Annotated in this window: 22 protein-coding genes; 14 read left to right on the top strand and 8 right to left on the bottom strand. The window is 64.2% G+C overall.

Going from position 1 to position 16,933, the window contains the following annotated elements:
- Positions 1-393 precede the first annotated feature (393 nt).
- From fusA to ACM2ZB_RS04170, 3 genes are all read left to right on the top strand, one after another.
- Positions 394-2,430: an elongation factor G gene (fusA, locus tag ACM2ZB_RS04180; RefSeq protein WP_416057571.1), complete on the top strand. Its 2,037-nt coding sequence runs from the start codon at positions 394-396 to the stop codon at positions 2,428-2,430.
- A gap of 194 nt (positions 2,431-2,624) precedes the next feature.
- On the top strand, positions 2,625-2,897 hold the full coding sequence (locus ACM2ZB_RS04175; protein WP_079221882.1) for a hypothetical protein: 273 nt from the start codon (positions 2,625-2,627) through the stop codon (positions 2,895-2,897).
- A 111-nt stretch (positions 2,898-3,008) separates the two neighbouring features.
- Entirely contained in the window at positions 3,009-3,764 is a 756-nt protein-coding gene (locus ACM2ZB_RS04170; RefSeq protein WP_313440496.1) for a SapC family protein, read from the top strand.
- A 1-nt stretch (position 3,765) separates the two neighbouring features.
- Here the strand turns inward: ACM2ZB_RS04170 and ACM2ZB_RS04165 are convergent, their stop codons facing one another.
- The 3 genes from ACM2ZB_RS04165 to ACM2ZB_RS04155 form a co-directional block, all read right to left on the bottom strand.
- Positions 3,766-6,111, bottom strand: coding sequence for an ATP-binding protein (locus tag ACM2ZB_RS04165; RefSeq protein ID WP_416057570.1), 2,346 nt, complete (start codon positions 6,109-6,111; stop codon positions 3,766-3,768).
- A complete protein-coding gene (locus ACM2ZB_RS04160; RefSeq protein ID WP_416057569.1) occupies positions 6,108-6,734 on the bottom strand; it encodes a LuxR C-terminal-related transcriptional regulator in 627 nt (208 codons plus the stop codon). The genes ACM2ZB_RS04165 and ACM2ZB_RS04160 overlap by 4 nt, the downstream gene beginning before the upstream one ends.
- A 220-nt stretch (positions 6,735-6,954) precedes the next feature.
- Positions 6,955-7,620: a response regulator gene (locus ACM2ZB_RS04155; RefSeq protein WP_416057568.1), complete on the bottom strand. Its 666-nt coding sequence runs from the start codon at positions 7,618-7,620 to the stop codon at positions 6,955-6,957.
- Positions 7,621-7,654: 34 nt separating this feature from the next.
- On the opposite strand from ACM2ZB_RS04155, the gene ACM2ZB_RS04150 reads away from it, so the two are divergent.
- The 6 genes from ACM2ZB_RS04150 (at position 7,655) to ACM2ZB_RS04125 (ending at position 10,445) form a co-directional block, all read left to right on the top strand.
- A complete protein-coding gene (locus ACM2ZB_RS04150) occupies positions 7,655-7,870 on the top strand; it encodes a hypothetical protein (protein WP_416057567.1) in 216 nt (71 codons plus the stop codon).
- A 68-nt stretch (positions 7,871-7,938) separates the two neighbouring features.
- The gene (locus ACM2ZB_RS04145) at positions 7,939-8,376 is read left to right on the top strand and encodes a pilin (protein ID WP_416057566.1); all 438 of its coding nucleotides are present in this window, start codon (positions 7,939-7,941) and stop codon (positions 8,374-8,376) included.
- A gap of 206 nt (positions 8,377-8,582) precedes the next feature.
- The gene (locus ACM2ZB_RS04140) at positions 8,583-9,107 is read left to right on the top strand and encodes a hypothetical protein (RefSeq protein WP_416057565.1); all 525 of its coding nucleotides are present in this window, start codon (positions 8,583-8,585) and stop codon (positions 9,105-9,107) included.
- A gap of 1 nt (position 9,108) precedes the next feature.
- Positions 9,109-9,687, top strand: a complete 579-nt coding sequence (locus ACM2ZB_RS04135; RefSeq protein WP_416057564.1) for a GTP-binding protein — start codon at positions 9,109-9,111, stop codon at positions 9,685-9,687.
- A complete protein-coding gene (locus ACM2ZB_RS04130; RefSeq protein WP_416057563.1) occupies positions 9,647-10,057 on the top strand; it encodes a roadblock/LC7 domain-containing protein in 411 nt (136 codons plus the stop codon). Before ACM2ZB_RS04135 ends, ACM2ZB_RS04130 begins: the two co-directional genes overlap by 41 nt.
- A 25-nt stretch (positions 10,058-10,082) precedes the next feature.
- Positions 10,083-10,445: a hypothetical protein gene (locus ACM2ZB_RS04125; RefSeq protein WP_416057562.1), complete on the top strand. Its 363-nt coding sequence runs from the start codon at positions 10,083-10,085 to the stop codon at positions 10,443-10,445.
- A gap of 695 nt (positions 10,446-11,140) precedes the next feature.
- Here the strand turns inward: ACM2ZB_RS04125 and ACM2ZB_RS04120 are convergent.
- Complete coding sequence (locus ACM2ZB_RS04120; protein WP_416057561.1) at positions 11,141-11,356, bottom strand: hypothetical protein; 216 nt, start codon at positions 11,354-11,356, stop codon at positions 11,141-11,143.
- Between the two features lie 585 nt (positions 11,357-11,941).
- Here ACM2ZB_RS04120 and ACM2ZB_RS04115 point away from each other — a divergent pair.
- Positions 11,942-12,163 (top strand): hypothetical protein, encoded by a 222-nt coding sequence (locus tag ACM2ZB_RS04115; protein WP_416057560.1) that lies wholly within the window; start codon positions 11,942-11,944, stop codon positions 12,161-12,163.
- On the opposite strand, the gene ACM2ZB_RS04110 is transcribed toward ACM2ZB_RS04115, so the two are convergent.
- A complete protein-coding gene (locus ACM2ZB_RS04110; RefSeq protein WP_416057559.1) occupies positions 12,160-12,936 on the bottom strand; it encodes a hypothetical protein in 777 nt (258 codons plus the stop codon). The two genes, ACM2ZB_RS04115 and ACM2ZB_RS04110, sit on opposite strands and share 4 nt — an antisense overlap.
- Positions 12,937-13,412: 476 nt before the next feature.
- Between ACM2ZB_RS04110 and ACM2ZB_RS04105 the strand changes: the two genes are divergently transcribed.
- The 3 genes from ACM2ZB_RS04105 to ACM2ZB_RS04095 all read left to right on the top strand — a co-directional run bounded on the left by ACM2ZB_RS04105 (position 13,413) and on the right by ACM2ZB_RS04095 (position 14,817).
- Entirely contained in the window at positions 13,413-13,910 is a 498-nt protein-coding gene (locus ACM2ZB_RS04105) for a ferritin-like domain-containing protein (RefSeq protein WP_416057558.1), read from the top strand.
- Positions 13,911-13,981: 71 nt separating this feature from the next.
- Positions 13,982-14,251, top strand: a complete 270-nt coding sequence (locus tag ACM2ZB_RS04100) for a hypothetical protein (protein ID WP_416057557.1) — start codon at positions 13,982-13,984, stop codon at positions 14,249-14,251.
- A gap of 11 nt (positions 14,252-14,262) precedes the next feature.
- The gene (locus ACM2ZB_RS04095; RefSeq protein WP_416057556.1) at positions 14,263-14,817 is read left to right on the top strand and encodes a cysteine hydrolase family protein; all 555 of its coding nucleotides are present in this window, start codon (positions 14,263-14,265) and stop codon (positions 14,815-14,817) included.
- A 24-nt stretch (positions 14,818-14,841) separates the two neighbouring features.
- On the opposite strand, the gene ACM2ZB_RS04090 is transcribed toward ACM2ZB_RS04095, so the two are convergent.
- From ACM2ZB_RS04090 to ACM2ZB_RS04080, 3 genes are all read right to left on the bottom strand, one after another.
- The gene (locus ACM2ZB_RS04090; RefSeq protein ID WP_416058620.1) at positions 14,842-15,264 is read right to left on the bottom strand and encodes a BLUF domain-containing protein; all 423 of its coding nucleotides are present in this window, start codon (positions 15,262-15,264) and stop codon (positions 14,842-14,844) included.
- Between the two features lie 97 nt (positions 15,265-15,361).
- Positions 15,362-16,117, bottom strand: a complete 756-nt coding sequence (locus ACM2ZB_RS04085; protein ID WP_416057555.1) for a DUF72 domain-containing protein — start codon at positions 16,115-16,117, stop codon at positions 15,362-15,364.
- A gap of 22 nt (positions 16,118-16,139) precedes the next feature.
- Complete coding sequence (locus tag ACM2ZB_RS04080; protein WP_416057554.1) at positions 16,140-16,487, bottom strand: hypothetical protein; 348 nt, start codon at positions 16,485-16,487, stop codon at positions 16,140-16,142.
- Positions 16,488-16,732: 245 nt separating this feature from the next.
- Between ACM2ZB_RS04080 and ACM2ZB_RS04075 the strand changes: the two genes are divergently transcribed.
- Positions 16,733-16,921: a hypothetical protein gene (locus tag ACM2ZB_RS04075; RefSeq protein ID WP_416057553.1), complete on the top strand. Its 189-nt coding sequence runs from the start codon at positions 16,733-16,735 to the stop codon at positions 16,919-16,921.
- Positions 16,922-16,933: the final 12 nt, after the last annotated feature.

Genomic DNA, 16,933 nt, shown 5'->3' with positions numbered 1-16,933 from the left:
CGGGGTCGAATCCTTTCATGCTGCGAAAAGCTCTGATCCCAATAAGCCTCATCGTTCCATTCATGCGTGCAATATTCACTTGCGCGCCAGATTGGCAGGTCTAGAATGCGCCCCATGAACCGGATGCCGCTCCTGAAGTTTTTCACCCTGACCCGCGCAAGCGCGGAACGGGCGTGTCTGCCTGGAGTGCCACGGGGCCGTTGATCCGGCCATCGTTGGACCATCCACAGAGCGCCCTCCGGGGCGCTCTTTTCGTTTCCGCCATTTCATTCAAACCGCAATACCAGGGAGAACGTGCCATGCACCAGATCGCCGAGACCGAACGCTAGCCGCGCACCCTGTCGCCAACCGGGGTGTGCGGCCCCCGAAGTTGGCTTTGCAGGAACCCATCTCATGAACACCCACGTCCTTTCCCGCCGTCGCAACCTCGGCATCATTGCCCACATCGACGCAGGCAAAACCACGCTCACCGAACGCCTGCTGTGGAAAAGCGGCGAGATCCATCGCGTCGGCGAAGTCCACAACGGCAACGCAACGACCGATTTCTCGGCCATCGAGCGCGAGCGCGGCATCACCATCGGTGCAGCGGCCGTGCAGGCGCAGTGGGCGCCACGCGATCTGCCGCCGCATCGCCTGACCCTGATCGACACCCCCGGCCACATCGACTTCGCCATTGAAGTCGAGCGTTCGCTGCGCGTGCTCGACGGTGCCGTGGCCGTGTTCTCGGCCGTGGATGGCGTGCAGCCGCAGTCGGAAACCGTGTGGCGCCAGGCGCGCCGCCACCGCGTGCCGCTCATTGCCTTCGTCAACAAGATGGATCGCATCGGCGCTTCCTTCGAGCGCGTGCTGGAGCAGTTGCAGGACAAGCTGCAGGCGCGACCGTGGGCGCTGGGTGTGCCCCTGGGCAGCGAAAGCGACTTCCATGGCTGGGTCGATCTGGTCGACGAGCGCGTGCTGCAGTGGCAGGACGGCGGTGTTGCCACGGTCACGCCGTGGGGCGACGCTGAGCGTGCGCACTGGCAGCCGCAACGGCAGGCACTGATCGAGGCCGTGGCCGACCATGACGACGTGCTGGCCACGGCGTGGCTGGAAGGCGCGGTGATCGATGCGGGCCTGCTGCGCGCGGCGATCCGCCGGGCCACTCTGGCCGGTGTGGGCGTGCCGGTATTGGCGGGTGCGGCGTTCAAGGACAAGGGCATCGAAACGCTGCTGGACGCGGTGGTCGACTACCTGCCTTCGCCACTGGATCGTCCGGCGGTGAACGCTGAGGCCGAACACGGTGAGGTGTCGCTGCCGCCGGACCCGGACGGTCCGCTGGCGGGCCTGCTGTTCAAGATCACCCACCAGCAGCACGGTGCGCTCAGCTTCGTGCGGCTGTATTCGGGCACCTTGAAGGTAGGCGATGCCATTGCCAGTTCGCAGCACCCGCAGGGGCGCCGCGTCAGCCGGCTGGTGCGCGTGCAGGCCGACCAGACCCACGACATCGAACAGGCCGTGGCTGGCGACATCGTGGCCGTGCTGGGCTGGAAGGATGCGGTGAGCGGCGAAACGCTGAGCGGGCGAGGGCAGCCGTTGCGCCTGGAGAACATCCAGGCGCAGCCTCCCGTGCTGGCGTGGCGGTTGGAGCCGGCACGTGCGGCCGACCTGATCCGCATGGCACAGGGCCTGGCCAGCCTGGCCCAGGAAGACCCGTCGTTCAAGGTGGAAACCGAGCGCGACAGTGGTGAAACCCTGGTCTGGGGCATGGGCGAGCTGCACCTGGAAGTGATGGTCGAGCGCCTGCGCAGCGAATGGAAGGTCGACGTCGGTGTTGGTGCGCCGCGCGTGGCCTACCAGGAAACCCCGCTGCGTGCGGTATCCGGTGCGGTTGGCCGGGTGTCCAAGCAGAACGGCGGCCAGGGCCAGTTTGCCCATGTGGTGCTGGACGTGATGCCGCGCGAAGACGACCAGGTCGTGTTCAACGACCGCATCGTCGGTGGCGTGGTGCCGCGCGGCTTCATCGCCGCGGTGGAGAAGGGTGTACGTGCGGCGCTGATGTCTGGCCCGCAGGGGCACCCGGTGGTCGGTATCGAGGTGAGCCTGGTCGATGGTGAAACCCACGCCAAGGATTCCTCGGAAATGGCCTTCCATCGCGCCGGCGGCGAAGCCATCAAGGCGGCACTGGCCACAGGCGGCACGCAGCTGCTGGAGCCGGTGATGGCGGTGACGGTGCATTCGCCGTCGGCCTCGGTGGGTGATGTGGTGGGCGACCTCAACCGTCGTCATGGCCGCATCGCACGCATCGACGACCAGGACGGCCGTGCCGAGGTCAGCGGTTTTGCGCCGTTGGCCAGTCTGGTGGGTTACACCACCTCGCTGCGCTCGCTCAGCCAGGGGCGGGCCAGCAGCGAAGCGCACCTGCACGGGTACGAGCCGGTGCGCGCGGCCTGAGCAGGCATTGGAGTGGGGAGCCCGTTCGCGGGCTCCCTTTTTTTGTGGTGTCATGGAATGCGCTGCCACGCCACGCGTTGAAGTGGCGATTTGCGCGCTGCAATGCAACAAAAGTGCAGAAAAAGCTGGATTAAAGTGATGCCTCACGATAAATTGCGCACCCCCTGTTGATTTGCCACCGACCGCAAGCCGCCATGCGTGATGACAACGACCCCGGAACTCTGGAGCTGACCCTGCCGCGCAAGCGCGGTCGGCCGCCCAAGTTCGGGTACGCAATGAGCGATGCACAGCGGGCTGCGCGCTACCGTGCGCGCAGGGCAGGGCAGGCCAACCACGCCGATGTGCGGTCCTGCAGTGACATGGTGCTGCTGGACAAGATCCGCGCAGCGGTCAGCGCTCGCGATACCGAGCTGGCCGGTTTCCTGGTGCACGTGTTGTGGCAGCGCTACCCGCTGCAGCTGAAATAAGTCAGCGCCGGGGTGGCCCTTGTCACCCACCTTGTTGATAATGCGGGGTTCAGGTTGTTCCCGCTGGCGCGCCCGGGATGGCAGGCGTGCATGTTCGACATGGCTTTGACGATGACCACCACCAGCGACACCACCACCGAAGCTGCCCAGGGCAGCGCACCCCTTTTCTACACCCGTCCGGTGCCGCTGCAGGCCGATGTGCATGCCGACCTGCGCATCCTGCCGGGCAAGCTTGAGTTCGCTGCCAAGAGCAACTCCATCCCGCTGGTGCTGGGCGAGTTCTCGCTGGCGCTGCACCACTACCCGATCCTGTTCGCCGGCCCGAGCGCGGTGCCGATGGCGGCTGTCGGCATCACCACCGACAACCTGTTCATCACCGACGGCCTGTGGAACGACGAAAGCTACATCCCGGCCTACCTGCGCCGCCACCCGTTCATCTTCATCGACACCGGCGCAGACAATGATTTCCTGCTGGGCATCGACGAAGACAGCACCCGCATCGTGCGCGGTGGTGACGAAGGCCAGCCGCTGTTCGTCGATGGCAAGGCCACCGACATGGTGCAGCAGGCCCTGGAATTCTGCGGCCAGTTCACCCGCGAACACGAACAGACCCAGGCGTTCTCCAAGGCGCTGGTCGACAACGACCTGCTGGTCGAGCGCAACGCCACCATCCGCCTGCCGGACGGCCGTGAGTTCAACCTCAATGGCTTCTTCGTGGTCGATGTCGAAAAGTTCATCGCCCTGCCCGAAGCCACGGTGATCGAATGGCACCGCAATGGCTGGCTGGCCCTGATCCACCAGCACCTGATGTCGCTGGGTCGCTTCAACGACCTGACCCGCCGCCAGGCCGGCCGCAGCGCCGCCTGATTCAGGCCACGGGCGCGGCGGCAGGTCGACTGTCGCCGCGCCAGACCCGCAATACCCGCAGCAGCCGCTCCGCATCGGCCCAGTCCGGCGCAGCGGCGTTGCCCACCCGCCAGAGATCATTCGCCACTTCCTGCATGGCAGAAACGCCGCGCATCTGCAGTGCCCCCTGCAGCCGGTGGGCGTGGTGCCGCAGTGCCGGAGCGTTCCGGGTATCGATGGCCCTTTGCAGATGCGACAGCCCTGCGCGTATGTCTTCGTCGTACTCGCTGCTCCACTGCGTCTGCAGGTCCACGATCACAACCGGCTCTCCCGGCAGGCCGAGCAGCTCTAAAAGCTGCGCGATCCGGAGCGGCTTGATCAAGACGTGATCGATGCCCGCTTGACCGCATCGGTGCACATGTTTCTCATCGCCATGCGCCGACAGTGCCACCAGCCGTGCAGGTGGATCATTGCTGTGTTCCTGTTGCCGCAGGCGGCGGGCCAGGGTGTAGCCATCATCATCGCCCAGCTCGATATCCAGCAGAACCAGGCCTGCTGGCGAGGCCGACTGCAGCGCCAGCGCCGACGCGGCATCATCCGCTTCACATACTTCGGCACCCAGCCGGCGCAGATGCCCGGCGATGACCTGACGGTTGAGCGCGTGATCTTCCACCAGCAGCACCCTTAGGCCGGCCAGCGCCAGCGCCGGCGAGCGCTTGGCGCGCGCATTGCCGGGCTCCTCCAATGCGCCGGCATCGAGTGCCTGCACCGGCAGGCGCAAGGTGAAGCGGCTGCCGCGGCCATGCACGCTGTGCACGTCCAGCGTGCCGCCCATTGCCTGCGCCAGCTGGCGGCAGATCGATAGCCCCAGGCCGCTCCCGCCGCGCTGCCTGCCGCCATCGGCCTGCTGGAAGGGCCTGAACAAGTCGGCGAGCTGCTGTGGCGTGATGCCGATACCGCTGTCGATCACCTCGATCAACAATGTCGCCGGACGGCAAGCAGTGTCCAGTTGGGTACGCAGTTCCACGCCGCCAGTGTCGGTGAATTTCAGCGCGTTCCCCAACAGGTTGTCCACGATCTGCCGCAGGCAGTGTCCATCAACCAGTACCGGTGGCATGGCCTGCGGGGGCAGGGCCAGGCGCAGCCGCAGGCCTTTCTGGGCGGCCTGCGGCGAAACTGCCGCCAAGGCCTGTTCGAGCAGTCGATCCGGCGCGCACGGCTGGGGGTGGGGGCGAAAGCGTCCGCTGGCCAAGCGCGACAACTCCAGCGTCCGGTTCAGCAGGTTGCGTAGGCTTTGACCGGCGCTGGCCGCCGCACCCACCAGTTCGCGCGCGCCAGCGGGAAGAGATGCACCTTTCAGTAACTCGATCGCCGTCATCATCGTCTGCGCGGAATTGCGCACTTCATGATTGACGATGCCGGCGGTGTGCGCCTGCGACTGCTCCAGGGCGCGTGCACGCTTTCGGCTGCGGCCACGGCGGACCCCTGCAAGTACGGCAATACCGGGCAGCAGGATCACCGGCAACCACGGCAACAGGGAGGCGCCCGGCGTGTCGAGTGCCCGATCCAGCGCCCCTGGCAGCACTTGACGCGCCCAGCGTTGCAGCAGGTTGGCGTGCTCCTCGATGGTGATGGCCGCCAGTGCCTGTTCGATCTGGTCCAGCAGCGCCTGGTTTTCGCCGCGGGCAAGCAGGTGGAAATTCCCGGGGAAGTCAGCTTCGAGCGGGTGCACGGCGAAGTTGCCGTTGAAATCGCGGCGCGAGGCTCTGCGCAGGCCGCCTTCCAGGCCAATGGCAGCATCGGCGGCACCTGATTCAACCGCTGCCAGCGTTGCGTGGCGGCTGGGCATGGGTACTACTTCTACCTTCGGGTATCGCATGGCCAGCCAGTAGGGATAGGGCCCGCCCTGCACAGCGGCCACCCGCAGGCCATCCATGTCGGTTGCATAGCGGGGCAGCACCTGGTCGCGTCGGCCTGCCAGCGCGCTGCGCCCGCCGGGAAACCCGCGCGATGCGACCAGCCCGGCACAAGGCAGGCGCTGGTCGCTCGGGCCGCCCTGCGCCAGAACCAGGTCGGCCTGCTGAGCGCAGACCGCTGCAATGGCTGCGTCGCTGCTGGGCACTACATGTTCGACAAATTCCAGGCCAGAGTGCTGTGCCACCAGTTCTGCATAGCCGTGGGCAATGGTGGGCATCACGCCCGCGTCCTGCGGGTATCCGGCCAGTGGGCGCAGAGCAGGGCCGGTGGCGACCCGCACCTGGCGGCCCTCTTGCCACTGCCCTTCCTGCGTGTCTCCTATCGTGGTGCTGGCCACCAGCACCAGTGCGATCAGTGTTGCCGTGGCGCCCAGTGCTGCCAGGTTGCTCATAGCGCCTCCATCTGCGTGCGCAGTGCGTAGATCTCAGCATCGTTTCGGAGGCCCAGCTTACGCAGCGCCGATACCTTCTGGGTACTGACCGTCTTGATGCTTCGATGGCGACACTGTGCGATTTCCGACACGGTCAAGCCCTCCAGCAGCAGTTGCAGGACTTCCCGCTCGTTGCGGCTGAGTGGCTCGCGCGCAGGCGGAAGGCTGCAGCCCTCCGGCAACCGGCATAGCCCCTGGGCGACGCGGAGGACGGCTTCAGACAGTGCCGGCAGCGGTTCGCTCTTGCCCACGTAGCCACTGATGCCCGCATCGAGAAGAAGGTGGATGCCTGCCTTGGAGGACTGCGCGGCAAATGCAAGGAGCACCACCCGTGGTGCCCGGTCCTGCAGCGCATGAACCAGCTCGGCCCCTCTCAAGTCGCCCGGCGCCAGTGTTATATCGATGATGGCCACGTCCACTGGTTGTGCCTGCAGGTACTGCAGGAAGGGCCGGCTGCGACCGTGGCTGAACGAAATCTGGAATCGCGGGTCGCTACCCAGGTGCAATGCCACGCCGCGACGAACCACGTCATGGTCATCGAGCAAGGCCAGGCGGAGACGGCGCGGTGGAGGGGGTTCGTTCATGCGCGGGAGGTGGTCGGCGCCCATTGGGCGTGGCGATCATTCTCGCGCTGATGTCGCGGCCGGCATCGAATTCGTCCGATTTTTGCGACTATTCCTAAAGCGGATGGGGTCGAATGCGACGCGCGTCGCATTGCCTCCATTCCTCCAGCGTTGAAATCCGCCGCGGGCGTTACGGGGCTACAGGCTGGATTTCACGCATGGGCGCAATCCTGGCGCACCATCACTTCGACCCGTTGCGCGCGCCGGGAGGCGGGCGGGCCAGCCCCTGCTCATGCGCGTAGGCGAACAATTCGACATCGGTGCGGATGCCCAGCTTCTCCATTGCGGCCCGACGCTGCCGGCTGACAGTACTGACCGTGCGGCCCAGTTGCCCCGCAATCTCGGTGATGGATGGGCCAGAGACACACATGCGCAGCACCTCCAGCTCGCGCCGGGACAGAAGGGCCTGATCGGGGTAGCTGCAATCTGCATCGCACAGCACGCGATCAAGTTTCGGGCTCAGGTAGGTCTCGCCACCAAGAACCTCCGCCAGCACGTGGGGGATGTGGTCCGCCGGCGCATTCTTTTCAATGATCGCGCGTACGCCTCGTTGCAGCGCAAGCCGCAGCGACGGGGCGTTGGATGACGTGGTGATCAGCACGATGGGGAGCTGCGGGAAGTGGTGCCGCAACATCGCCAGCATGGCATGCCCATCGGGCAGCGATCCGGTTGGCATGATCAGGTCGGTCAAGAGCAGGTCGGGCAGTTCCTGCTGCAGTGCACGCATCAGGTCCTCTGCATCAACGGCCTCTGCAATGACGCGGTAGCGGCCATCTGCTTCCAGAAGGATGCGGAGGCCGAGCCGCACAACGGGATGGTCATCTGCGATCGTGACGCGGGTTACCACGGCAAGCACTCCTGGAATCGCCAGCGGACGCGGAGTGGCCCTGCGTCAAGCGCGCTCCGCTGCCGCTGCTCTGGATACCAGCATCGGTGGTGAGCTCGCTGGTTGCCAATGCAACATCTACGAATTGCAGTTCAACGCGCTCGGCTTCTGCAAGAAATTGCATATTTCCCTCACTGCAGGGCGTTTGCAATTACTTGCATGGCGCGCAATTCAGCGTGGTGTTTTCATTCCCTCCACGCGGACCGGGTGAACGAATCGACACCGCGGCACGTCCAGAAACGTCGGCCATTGTCGGCCACGATGCATACAAGGAGTTTCATGAAAACCCGCAGCCATTCCATGCCATCGAAAAGCCGCCAAGGCGGTTTTACCCTGATCGAACTGATGATCGTGGTGGCCATCATCGCGATCCTGTCGGCCATCGCACTGCCGCAGTACCAGAACTACACGGCGAAGGCACAGACGTCGGCGGCGCTGGCCGAGCTGGCGCCGGGCAAGATCGGTATCGAAACCATCTATGCGGAATCAGGCCAAATGGCGACCTCGCCTAGCGAACTTGGCCTGCAGGCCCCCACGCCGCGCTGCTCGTCGGTTGATGTGAGCATGGCGAACACGGGCACTGCATCGCTCACTTGTACGCTGGTTGCAAGCTCCAAGGTCAGCGGCAATCTGGTGCTGTCGCGCGACGACAACGGTGCATGGACGTGCTCCGGCTCGATGGCCGCCAAGGATCTGCTGCCCCCCAGCTGCCGCTAATAAGCCGGCTGTCGCCCTGCCTCTCTCCGCCGCGCTTCCGGCGCGGCGCGGAGGGGCAGGGCGGCTGATGCGCTACGCACGGGACTACACGCATGACTGGTTTGGCAACGCTACACGGCCCTGGGCCGAATATCGTCGATCAACTCCGGCAACGGCTGGATATCTGCGCGCCCCCAGCGTTCGTCATTCGCCACCGCGGCGAGGACATGCTGTTCGCCGACCTGCGCGAAAGCACGGCGCTCCTGGCCCAGGCCGCTGGCAAAGGCGGGCAGCGGCTGCAGACGGCCCTGTCCGAGTCGCCCGGTGAGCTGAGCCTGGAATCAATGGAGTCGCACTCGTTTGCCGAAGAAGCCGGCTGCGGCCGCCTGGTGCCGCTCCGCCCGCTGTTGTGGAACCTTGGCCTTCTGGCCTGCAGCGCCAACCGCGCCTTGGCGCCCCTGTCGTCAACCACCTGCATCAAGCTGCGGCGCTGGCCGGATTTCCGCGTGCTGGCGCATCGCCCCGACAGCTTCCGCATGTGCGCCCTGATGGTCAAGGTGCCCATGAGCGTGGCTGCCTGCAGCAAGGCACTGGCATTACCCAGCTCGCAGGTGCAGGCCTTCTTCAATGCGTCCTATCTGAGCGGCTACGCGATGCAGGTGGATGCACCGTCGGCCCGCCCATCCACTGTGTCCAGGGGCGGGGCGGTAGTCGCCCTCTGGCGCAGTGTCCGCACCCACTGGAGTGCCTGACATGCAGGAATACAAGATCGTCGTGCTGGGCCCCATGGGAGCCGGCAAATCCACCCTTGTGCAGACTCTTGCGCAAGGAAAGGCAGTGATGACCGAAGTTCGCAACAGCGACCTGGGGGCGAGCAAGGAACTGACGACCGTGGCGATGGACTACGGCGATATTGATCTTCCGGACGGCCACCGCCTGCGTCTGTACGGCAGCCCGGGGCAGGAGAGATTCGCGTTCCTGTGGCCAATTCTGCTGCAGGGGGCTACTGGCGCGATTGTCCTGGCCGATGCCGCAACCGGCAATCCCGAGGCGCTGCTGGGCGCGCACCTCCAGGCGTTGCTGAAGCACGATCCATCCTTGCCGGTAGTCATCGGCCTGACCCGGTGCGATCGCGCCGATGCCATGCAGTTGAAGGGCTGTCAGGCATGGCAGGACACCTTCTCCCATCCGTGGCCGGTGGTGCCGGTGGACGTGCGCAGCAAAGAGGATGTCATTGGCCTGATGGACATAGTGATGAGCCAGGTCGAATGCCTGGCATTGGTAGAGAGCGATGAACAACATGGCAATACAGCCGGCGGGCAGCGCCGATGACGGCCGCCTCGGCGCACGTCTGAACGTTCTGATGGCGGCGGTTGATGGTGTGATTGGTGTGGTAGTGGCCAGTGTCGACGGGTTTCCGTTGGCCTACGCCGGGCGCGCCGAGGGATCAGAGAAGCGACTGGCGGCCATGAGTAGCTCGATGCTGGGCCTTGCCACCGCGTTGAGTCGCGAACTTGGCTCCGGCCAGCTGGACGCACTCAGCATGGAGGCCGATGACGGCAAGGTGCTGATGCTGATGGTGCCTGGTCAGACACCCCGCGTACTTATGGTGACCTGCAACCGCCTGTGCGTGATGGGCCAGGTGCTCTGGCACGCAAGGCAGTGTGTCGGCGCGATTGCAGCCACCAGCGTACGGGAATGAATTTTCAACACAGGAAGGAATGAGCATGAACAAGTCAATCAACCAGTCGCTCGAAGCGCTGATGCAGATCAATGGCGCGCAGGCCGTGGCACTGGTGGACTACGAATCGGGGATGTTGCTTGGCCAGGCCGGTGCCGGCATCGACATGGAGCTTGCCGCCGCAGGCAACACAGAGGTGCTGCGCGCCAAGATGAAAGTGGCATCGGCACTGAACCTCAATGACCACATCGAGGACGTGCTGATCACCCTGGGACGTGCGTACCACGTACTGCGCCCGGTGGCGGCAAAGCAGGGCCTGTTCTTCTACGTGGTGCTTGATCGCCAGAAGGCGAACCTGGCCTTGGCCCGCCGCATGGTCCTGGAAGTAGAGGGCGCGCTCTCGCTCTGACGCCAGGGTTGCGTCTGTCACAGCATGGGGATGGGGATAGTCGTGCCCGCCGGGGAAGGGCGGGCACGGCGACTTGCGTGACGAACGGCGTGATTATGCGCAATTCGGGCCGTCCGCTAGCCAGGGCGCCACTGCGCCCAGCACGCGAGGACGGGAGCAGCCTGGGCTTGTATCGCCACCGACCGTTCGGGAAAGTGGTTTGGACGGTGAGTTGTGCTTTCGGCAGGCGGACGCGTGGCGTCTGGATTCTGCATGGCTTTGGGTGCCGTAGTGCTTCAGATTTCAGCTGGCCTGTGTGATCTGGCTACTTGGCTACTTGGCGGCTGCACCGGAGGGCTTCCGAATCTGGCGGACGCCGGGTTGCTGGCCATCCAGGTGCGCAGTGGTGCTGCGGGTCATTTGTGTGACGCGTCACGGCGAGTAATGTGCGCCTCTCAGATGATTGAGGCTGGCGCGTTGAATTCTGGTCGTTTGACCGGGCATTACGCCGCAGAACGCGAGGTGGGATGGTGGTGGATGCCTGCGTGCGCCGGTCAGTCTGGATCGGCGGTGTAGTTTCAGGATGGGGAAGGCCCGATGGAGCTCGGGGCTATGGAGCGGCACCCATGGCCAGTTGAATTGAACATAATATACATTATGCGCAATCATGGCTGGGCCGGATCAGGGCGTTCGTCTCTTCCACGCGGCAATGGCTGTCAGTTTTCCTGATTCTTGTCCTTTTGCTTAGGATCGTGCTGACTGCCACAACGGAAACGCCCCAGATCCACATCTGTCCGCCCGTATTTCCCCACAAGGACGCCCGCGATTTCCAGATCTCCCCCAAAGATGCCCTTGATTCCTGGATCCGCACCTAAGACGCCCTCGATTTCTGGTTCCACATCCAGCTCGCCCTTGAGTTCCCAACTGCGCACCTGATCGGTCAGAGCTTGTCGCCTGCACTTCCCAGTTCCGCCAGTCGCGACATTGGTCGCAAGAACAATTAGCCGAGATCTCGGACCTGAACGTGCGAACAGTTCAGCGGGGTGAGCAGGACTACAACACCGCGACTTCCCTAGGTGACGCGCGACGCCCCGCTCCACCTGCTCAAGCGCGTCGCTCGCCCCCTGACCAAGCTTCGACCTTAACTGGGCGTCGGTGACTCCCTCCCGTTCTGGTCGGCATCTGGGGCTTGTAGCGGCTCAAGCGCTGAGCTATAACGCCTTAGCCAGTCGCTATAAAGCGCCGGTTTTGTGCCCGCATAGCCAATAGGCTCCGGGTGCCCGAGGTCCACCCAATGGGGGCACGGGAATCCTTCGATTCCGGAGCCATCCATGACCGCCAAACGCCGCAGATCCCTTCGCACTTCTGCCTTCTACGCCCAATCGGGCCGTTGCTTCTATTGCGGCCTGCCGATGTAGCTCACTGCACCCTCAGAGCTCGGGCTGAAGGCCAGTAAGGCCCGAGCCTTTCAATGCACCGCCGAGCACCTGGTCGCCCAACAGGACGGGGGCAGAGACGTGTCCGGGAACGTGGTGGCCGCGCATAGCCGGTGCAACCAGGGCAGGCACCAGCGGAAGGGACCAGCCCCTTCCGCTGAAGCGTTCCGGGCGCTGGTTCAGAAGCGGCTGGCAATGGGGAGATGGTGGTCCCGACTGCCATCAGGGATTGCGCGTGCTTCCGTATGGCCCATTGAATTGAATCTTTGCAACGAATCGGCAGCTGCTTGCCTGATTCGCTAGTCCACACTAGTGGCGCCCGGTTGCGGTGCTAGAACGGCGAGTCTGCTGCGAAATGGTCGCGCATTGGGCCTAACAAGGTCTGCGACCCTGTCAACACGCCCGAGAATTCCACCTGTCGCCACCTTCTCGTTCCAATATCGTTCCATCCACTCGGCTTTATCCAGGATCTTGCCCGGAGCGCCTAGCAGCCTCTTGGCGATGAAATGCCGGATGAGAGCGGCCTGACTATCGAGAATCACGACGCCCGCCCTTGGATTAGAGTCATAAGCGCTGTACGAGATCAGATAGTGGACATAGTGGCGGTCTGGCTCTTCGTCATCCCACGTCAACAGGTTGCTTAACCCCGCAGCGCGAGCATCCGATCGCACCTCTTCGCTCACGAGCACCATGGGATTGCGTGCTTCCTTACATTCCATGCGATAGGCGTCCAGCATCGCCGGTCCGAAGATCATCTGAGAATCATGATGAATGCTTCCAACTGCGAGCCCTCCACGTATCAATATATCAACCACTAGCAGGTTCTCGGCCAACATTCTGATGCAGCTCAGGATGTCGGCAAGGCCAGCAGGAGAGCGGCTGCTTGATATGACGATGCAGTCGCTGAAGTAAGTGAACAAAAGTCCTGTTGCTGGGTTGCAGCACGCTGTGTTCTTCAGCCTGTCGATGGCCTCTGCTATTTCGTCAAGCTTGCTCATGTCGGCTGCCGACTCTTGGACAAGTGCGGAGAACCCGAGCATGTCGATGAAGGCGACGTACTTATCTTGGTAGAGCATGAAGAACTCCTTAGCTGGTCGTGCCCATGGTGCCGAGGGCGGTTCCATTTGACCAGCGGGTGCGGGGCACGTCATGGGCCATGGAGCAATGTCAGCGACTTGGCTCGCGCACTAGTCTCGCAGAGGCTTGTTACGGCGCATCTTCGCATCGGATAGAAGCGAGCGAACGAGAGAGTTGAAGTCCATCCTGGCCCTAGAAGTTCCCTTCACCCTTCGTTGAACGAATGTCCGCTTTCGGCCAAAAGCGGACATCCACACGCAGGCGCGTGGCCGATCGCAGTGTGATGGAAGCCCTTCAGCCGCGACTGCCTGACCACTTCGCCTTGTCATGCGCAGCCCGACGTGACAACCATAGGCTTGATAAGAGAACGCGAAGACTTGGCAAGAAAACCGGCATACCTCCTTCACTCCATGCTTGTCGGGCCTTCCGCAGCGACGTCCTACCCTGCAGGCTCCTCCACGACAGGATGCCCGACATGGCCATCAAGACAGCGGAAGACCTCTTCATCCATGAACTGTCCGACATCTACAGTGCCGAAAAGCAGTTGACCAAGGCCCTCCCCCGCCTCGCCCGTGCGGCCGAGAACCCCGACTTGGCGGCAGCCTTTGAAACCCACTTGGAGGAAACCCAGGGACAGATCGAGCGTATCGACCAGGTCGTCGAAGTGCTCGGTATCCGCCTGAAGCGGATCAAGTGCGCGGCGATGGAAGGCCTGGTCGAGGAAGGCAAGGAGGTCATTGAGGCCATCGACAAGGGCCCGGTACGGGATGCGGCGCTGATCGGCGGCGCGCAGAAGGTCGAGCATTATGAAATCGCCTCATACGGCACCATCGCCGCACTGGCCAAACAGCTCGGTTACAAGGATGCGCTGCCGTTGCTGCTGGAAACGCTGGAAGAGGAAAAGGCCACCGATGAGAAGCTGACCCTGCTGGCCAAGGGCGGCGGCAATGCCAAGGCAGCCCAAGCTGCCTGAGTCCCGTTCCTCGCGCCCCGGCGCCGTCTGCGATGGCGGCGCCGCCTTTGTCACGCACTGAAGAGGCCCGCATGCATCCGGACATTCTTGGCTGGGCGGCCACCATCGTGCTGATGGCCACGCTGATCCGGCAGATGGTGAAGCAGTGGCAGTCGCCCCATCCAGAAACGGTCTCCAAGTGGCTGTTTCTCGGCCAGATGACCGCCTCAACGCTGTTCACGATCTACAGTGCCCTGCTCGGCGCCACGGTCTTCGTGGTAACCAACGCACTGCTCCTGCTGACCGCGGTGGTTGGCCAAGTGATGGCGTGGCGACGACGACGCGTCAGTGCAGGAACCTAGGGTCGCTGACCATGCGAGTGAAGAGCGCCCTGATCATCATCGACCTGTTCAGTCTGTTTGATTTCCCCGAAGGCCCCACGCTAGGCCCTGCAGCCGTCAAGGCGGCGGGAAAGGCGGTGATCCTCAGGGATGCATTCGACGAACGGGCATTGCCCGTCATCTTCGCCAACGACAACTTTGGAGAATGGAAACGGGATTTCCCGGGCCTCGTTGAAGCCTGCCGCCAGCGCGGCGGGCACGCCGCTGACATTGCCCAGCGCCTGGCGCCGAGGCAAGAGCACTATTTCATCCTCAAGCCGAAGCACTCGGCGTTCTTGGCGACGCCGTTGCCGGTACTGCTGGCCAAGCTGGGCGTGCAGCGCCTTGTCCTCGCTGGCATGGCCCTCGATTCCTGCGTACTGGCCACGGCGCTGGATGCGAACTCGCGGGAGTACGACACCGTGGTGGTCAGGGAAGCGACCGCTGGGATGCCCGACCGACGCCAGCCCGCGTTGCACCTGCTGCAACGCTCTGGCGCCGCGCAAGTGCTGGGCGTGCGTGAGGTCATTGCGCTTCTCGATAGGTGACCGCTACGGTCGCCGCATCGCAGCTCAGGCCAAGTGCGGCTGCACCACCGCCGTGAGGTGATCCATGGCCGCCCATGGGCTGCCCTCCCTGCCCGCGCGTCTCACGAAGCCACGCCAGTCGGCATAGGCCGCCTGGCTCAGTTCGCGGGCGTCTGCAGGCAGCAGCCGCATGGACCAGTACGGGAACATCCGCCGACCTACCCGACCACGGGCCAGCTCGACGATCTCGCGATGGCTGCTGGCACCCAATATCCGTGCATAGGCCACGCCTAGGGCGTCTTCGGGCCCTTCGATGTACTGCAGGAAGCGCTGCCCGTCAAACAGCAGCACGCCGGTGATGCCTGCATCGCCGTTGAACCGGGCCGCATCTTCGACCATGGCGGTCAGGCGTTGCGGGTCAAGGTCAGGGAGAGCCTCACTGGCGTAGGCGATTGCACGGTTTGCCATAGTGATTGCGAATGGGTTTGCCTGCAGCAAAATGTACAAATGTCGCGTCAACGCCAGGTCATCGCATGGACCTGCAGAATGTGAAGAAACTCCGGCATCAGCGCTGCGCAAGCAGCGCCTGCAGCCGCAGCGCATTCGACACCGCGTGGCCGTGTGCGGTGTTGTCCAGGATGATCCAGACGGGCCCCTGCTGCGCCGCTTCCCCAGCCTGCTCCGCCAGATCGCGCAGATGATCCTCGACATAGCTGCTGTAGTACATGCGCGGGCGGCCATGCCAGCGCCAGTAGCTCCAGTGGCGCGCGCCCCCGGGCACAGCGGCCAGCGGGAAACGCGCAGGATCTGCCGCGACGCGGGCGATATCGTGCGTCACCATCATGGCGTCGGCTGCGTCGGTGAACCAGCTCTGATGCCGCGGCTCGCAGGCCACTGGCACCGGGGTACGCCGGCGCAGCGCCCGGAAAAACGCGGATGCCGTGCGTCCGTCGTACGCCAAACTCGGAGGCAGCTGCAGCAACAGCGCACCTAGGCGATCGCCCAGCTGTTCTGCCCCCTGCAGGAAGGGCTCCAGCAGTGGCGCAGCACCCTTCAGTCCGCATTCGTGGCTGATGGCCCGGGGCATCTTCAACGAGAAGCGAAACTCCTCGGGAACACTCTGCGCCCATCGCGCGTAAGTCTCAGGCTTGTGTGGCCGATAGAACGACGAATTGATCTCCGCCAGCCCAAACCGCGTGGCATAACGTTGCAGTGCGCTGGCCCCATCACCGAATCCGGCGGCATCCCGCGACGGCAACGACCAGCCCGCGCAACCGATGCGGAAGGTTGGTACACGGTCAGAACGTACCAGCCGAGTCATATCGCCACGTTCCCGCGCCCTCTCAGGCAGGCGGGGCCGTCAAGGCCGACGTCGAGGATGCCGCAGCAGGCACGGCTGCAGGCATGCCAGGCAACGCCCGCTCGCTGGCCGCCGCCAAGGCCTGGTTGATCCGGTGCGCCATGCCGCGCTGGCCCGGTTCGACGCCGATGATGTAGGCGAAGCGACTATCGCAGCGCAGCTGTGCAGACTCCAAGCCTTCGGTGTCAGCCAGAACCCGCTTCAGCGCCTTGATCCAGCCCCGGCCCGGCGCGCTGGCCAGCTCGACCACCACCACCGATTCGCCGCAATCGAGCGGCAGGGTTTCAAGGCGGATAACCTTGGGCGTTGATGCGTTTTCCAGAGCGGTCATGGCGCGAAGCTCCTGCGGTGTGGCGACGGCCGCAGTATCCACGGGCCCTGCCAAGGCGCCGTCAACGCCGGGCCATTCCCGCGTGTACGCCGCACGTTCGCATCGTGCACACGGCAACCACCCACGGTATTGATGGTGGCCGGCGTAGACTGCGTACACCGCAGGCGGAACGCCGCGCCCTGCCGCGGACCAGCTGCGCCCTGCCGCGGACCAGCTGCGCCCGCCAACACCGAATGAGGTTCACCATGAGCAAGCTGCCATTCAACCCGACCGGCGATGCCAGTGACCAGGACAAGGCCCATACGCCGGACAAGGTGCGCACCGACCAGAGCTGGAAGAAAGGCAACGACATGCCGGAGCAGGAGGAGACCGCACATCCGGACGACTACGAACGTACGCCAGCAGACCCCACCTCGGGCAAAGCCCATCGCTGACGCAGGGTTGGG

This window comes from Stenotrophomonas maltophilia, from assembly GCF_047782825.1.
Taxonomy (GTDB): Bacteria; Pseudomonadota; Gammaproteobacteria; order Xanthomonadales; family Xanthomonadaceae; genus Stenotrophomonas.
The sequence above is the reverse complement of the archived record's forward strand: the minus strand, read 5'-3'. Positions and strand labels throughout refer to the sequence as shown.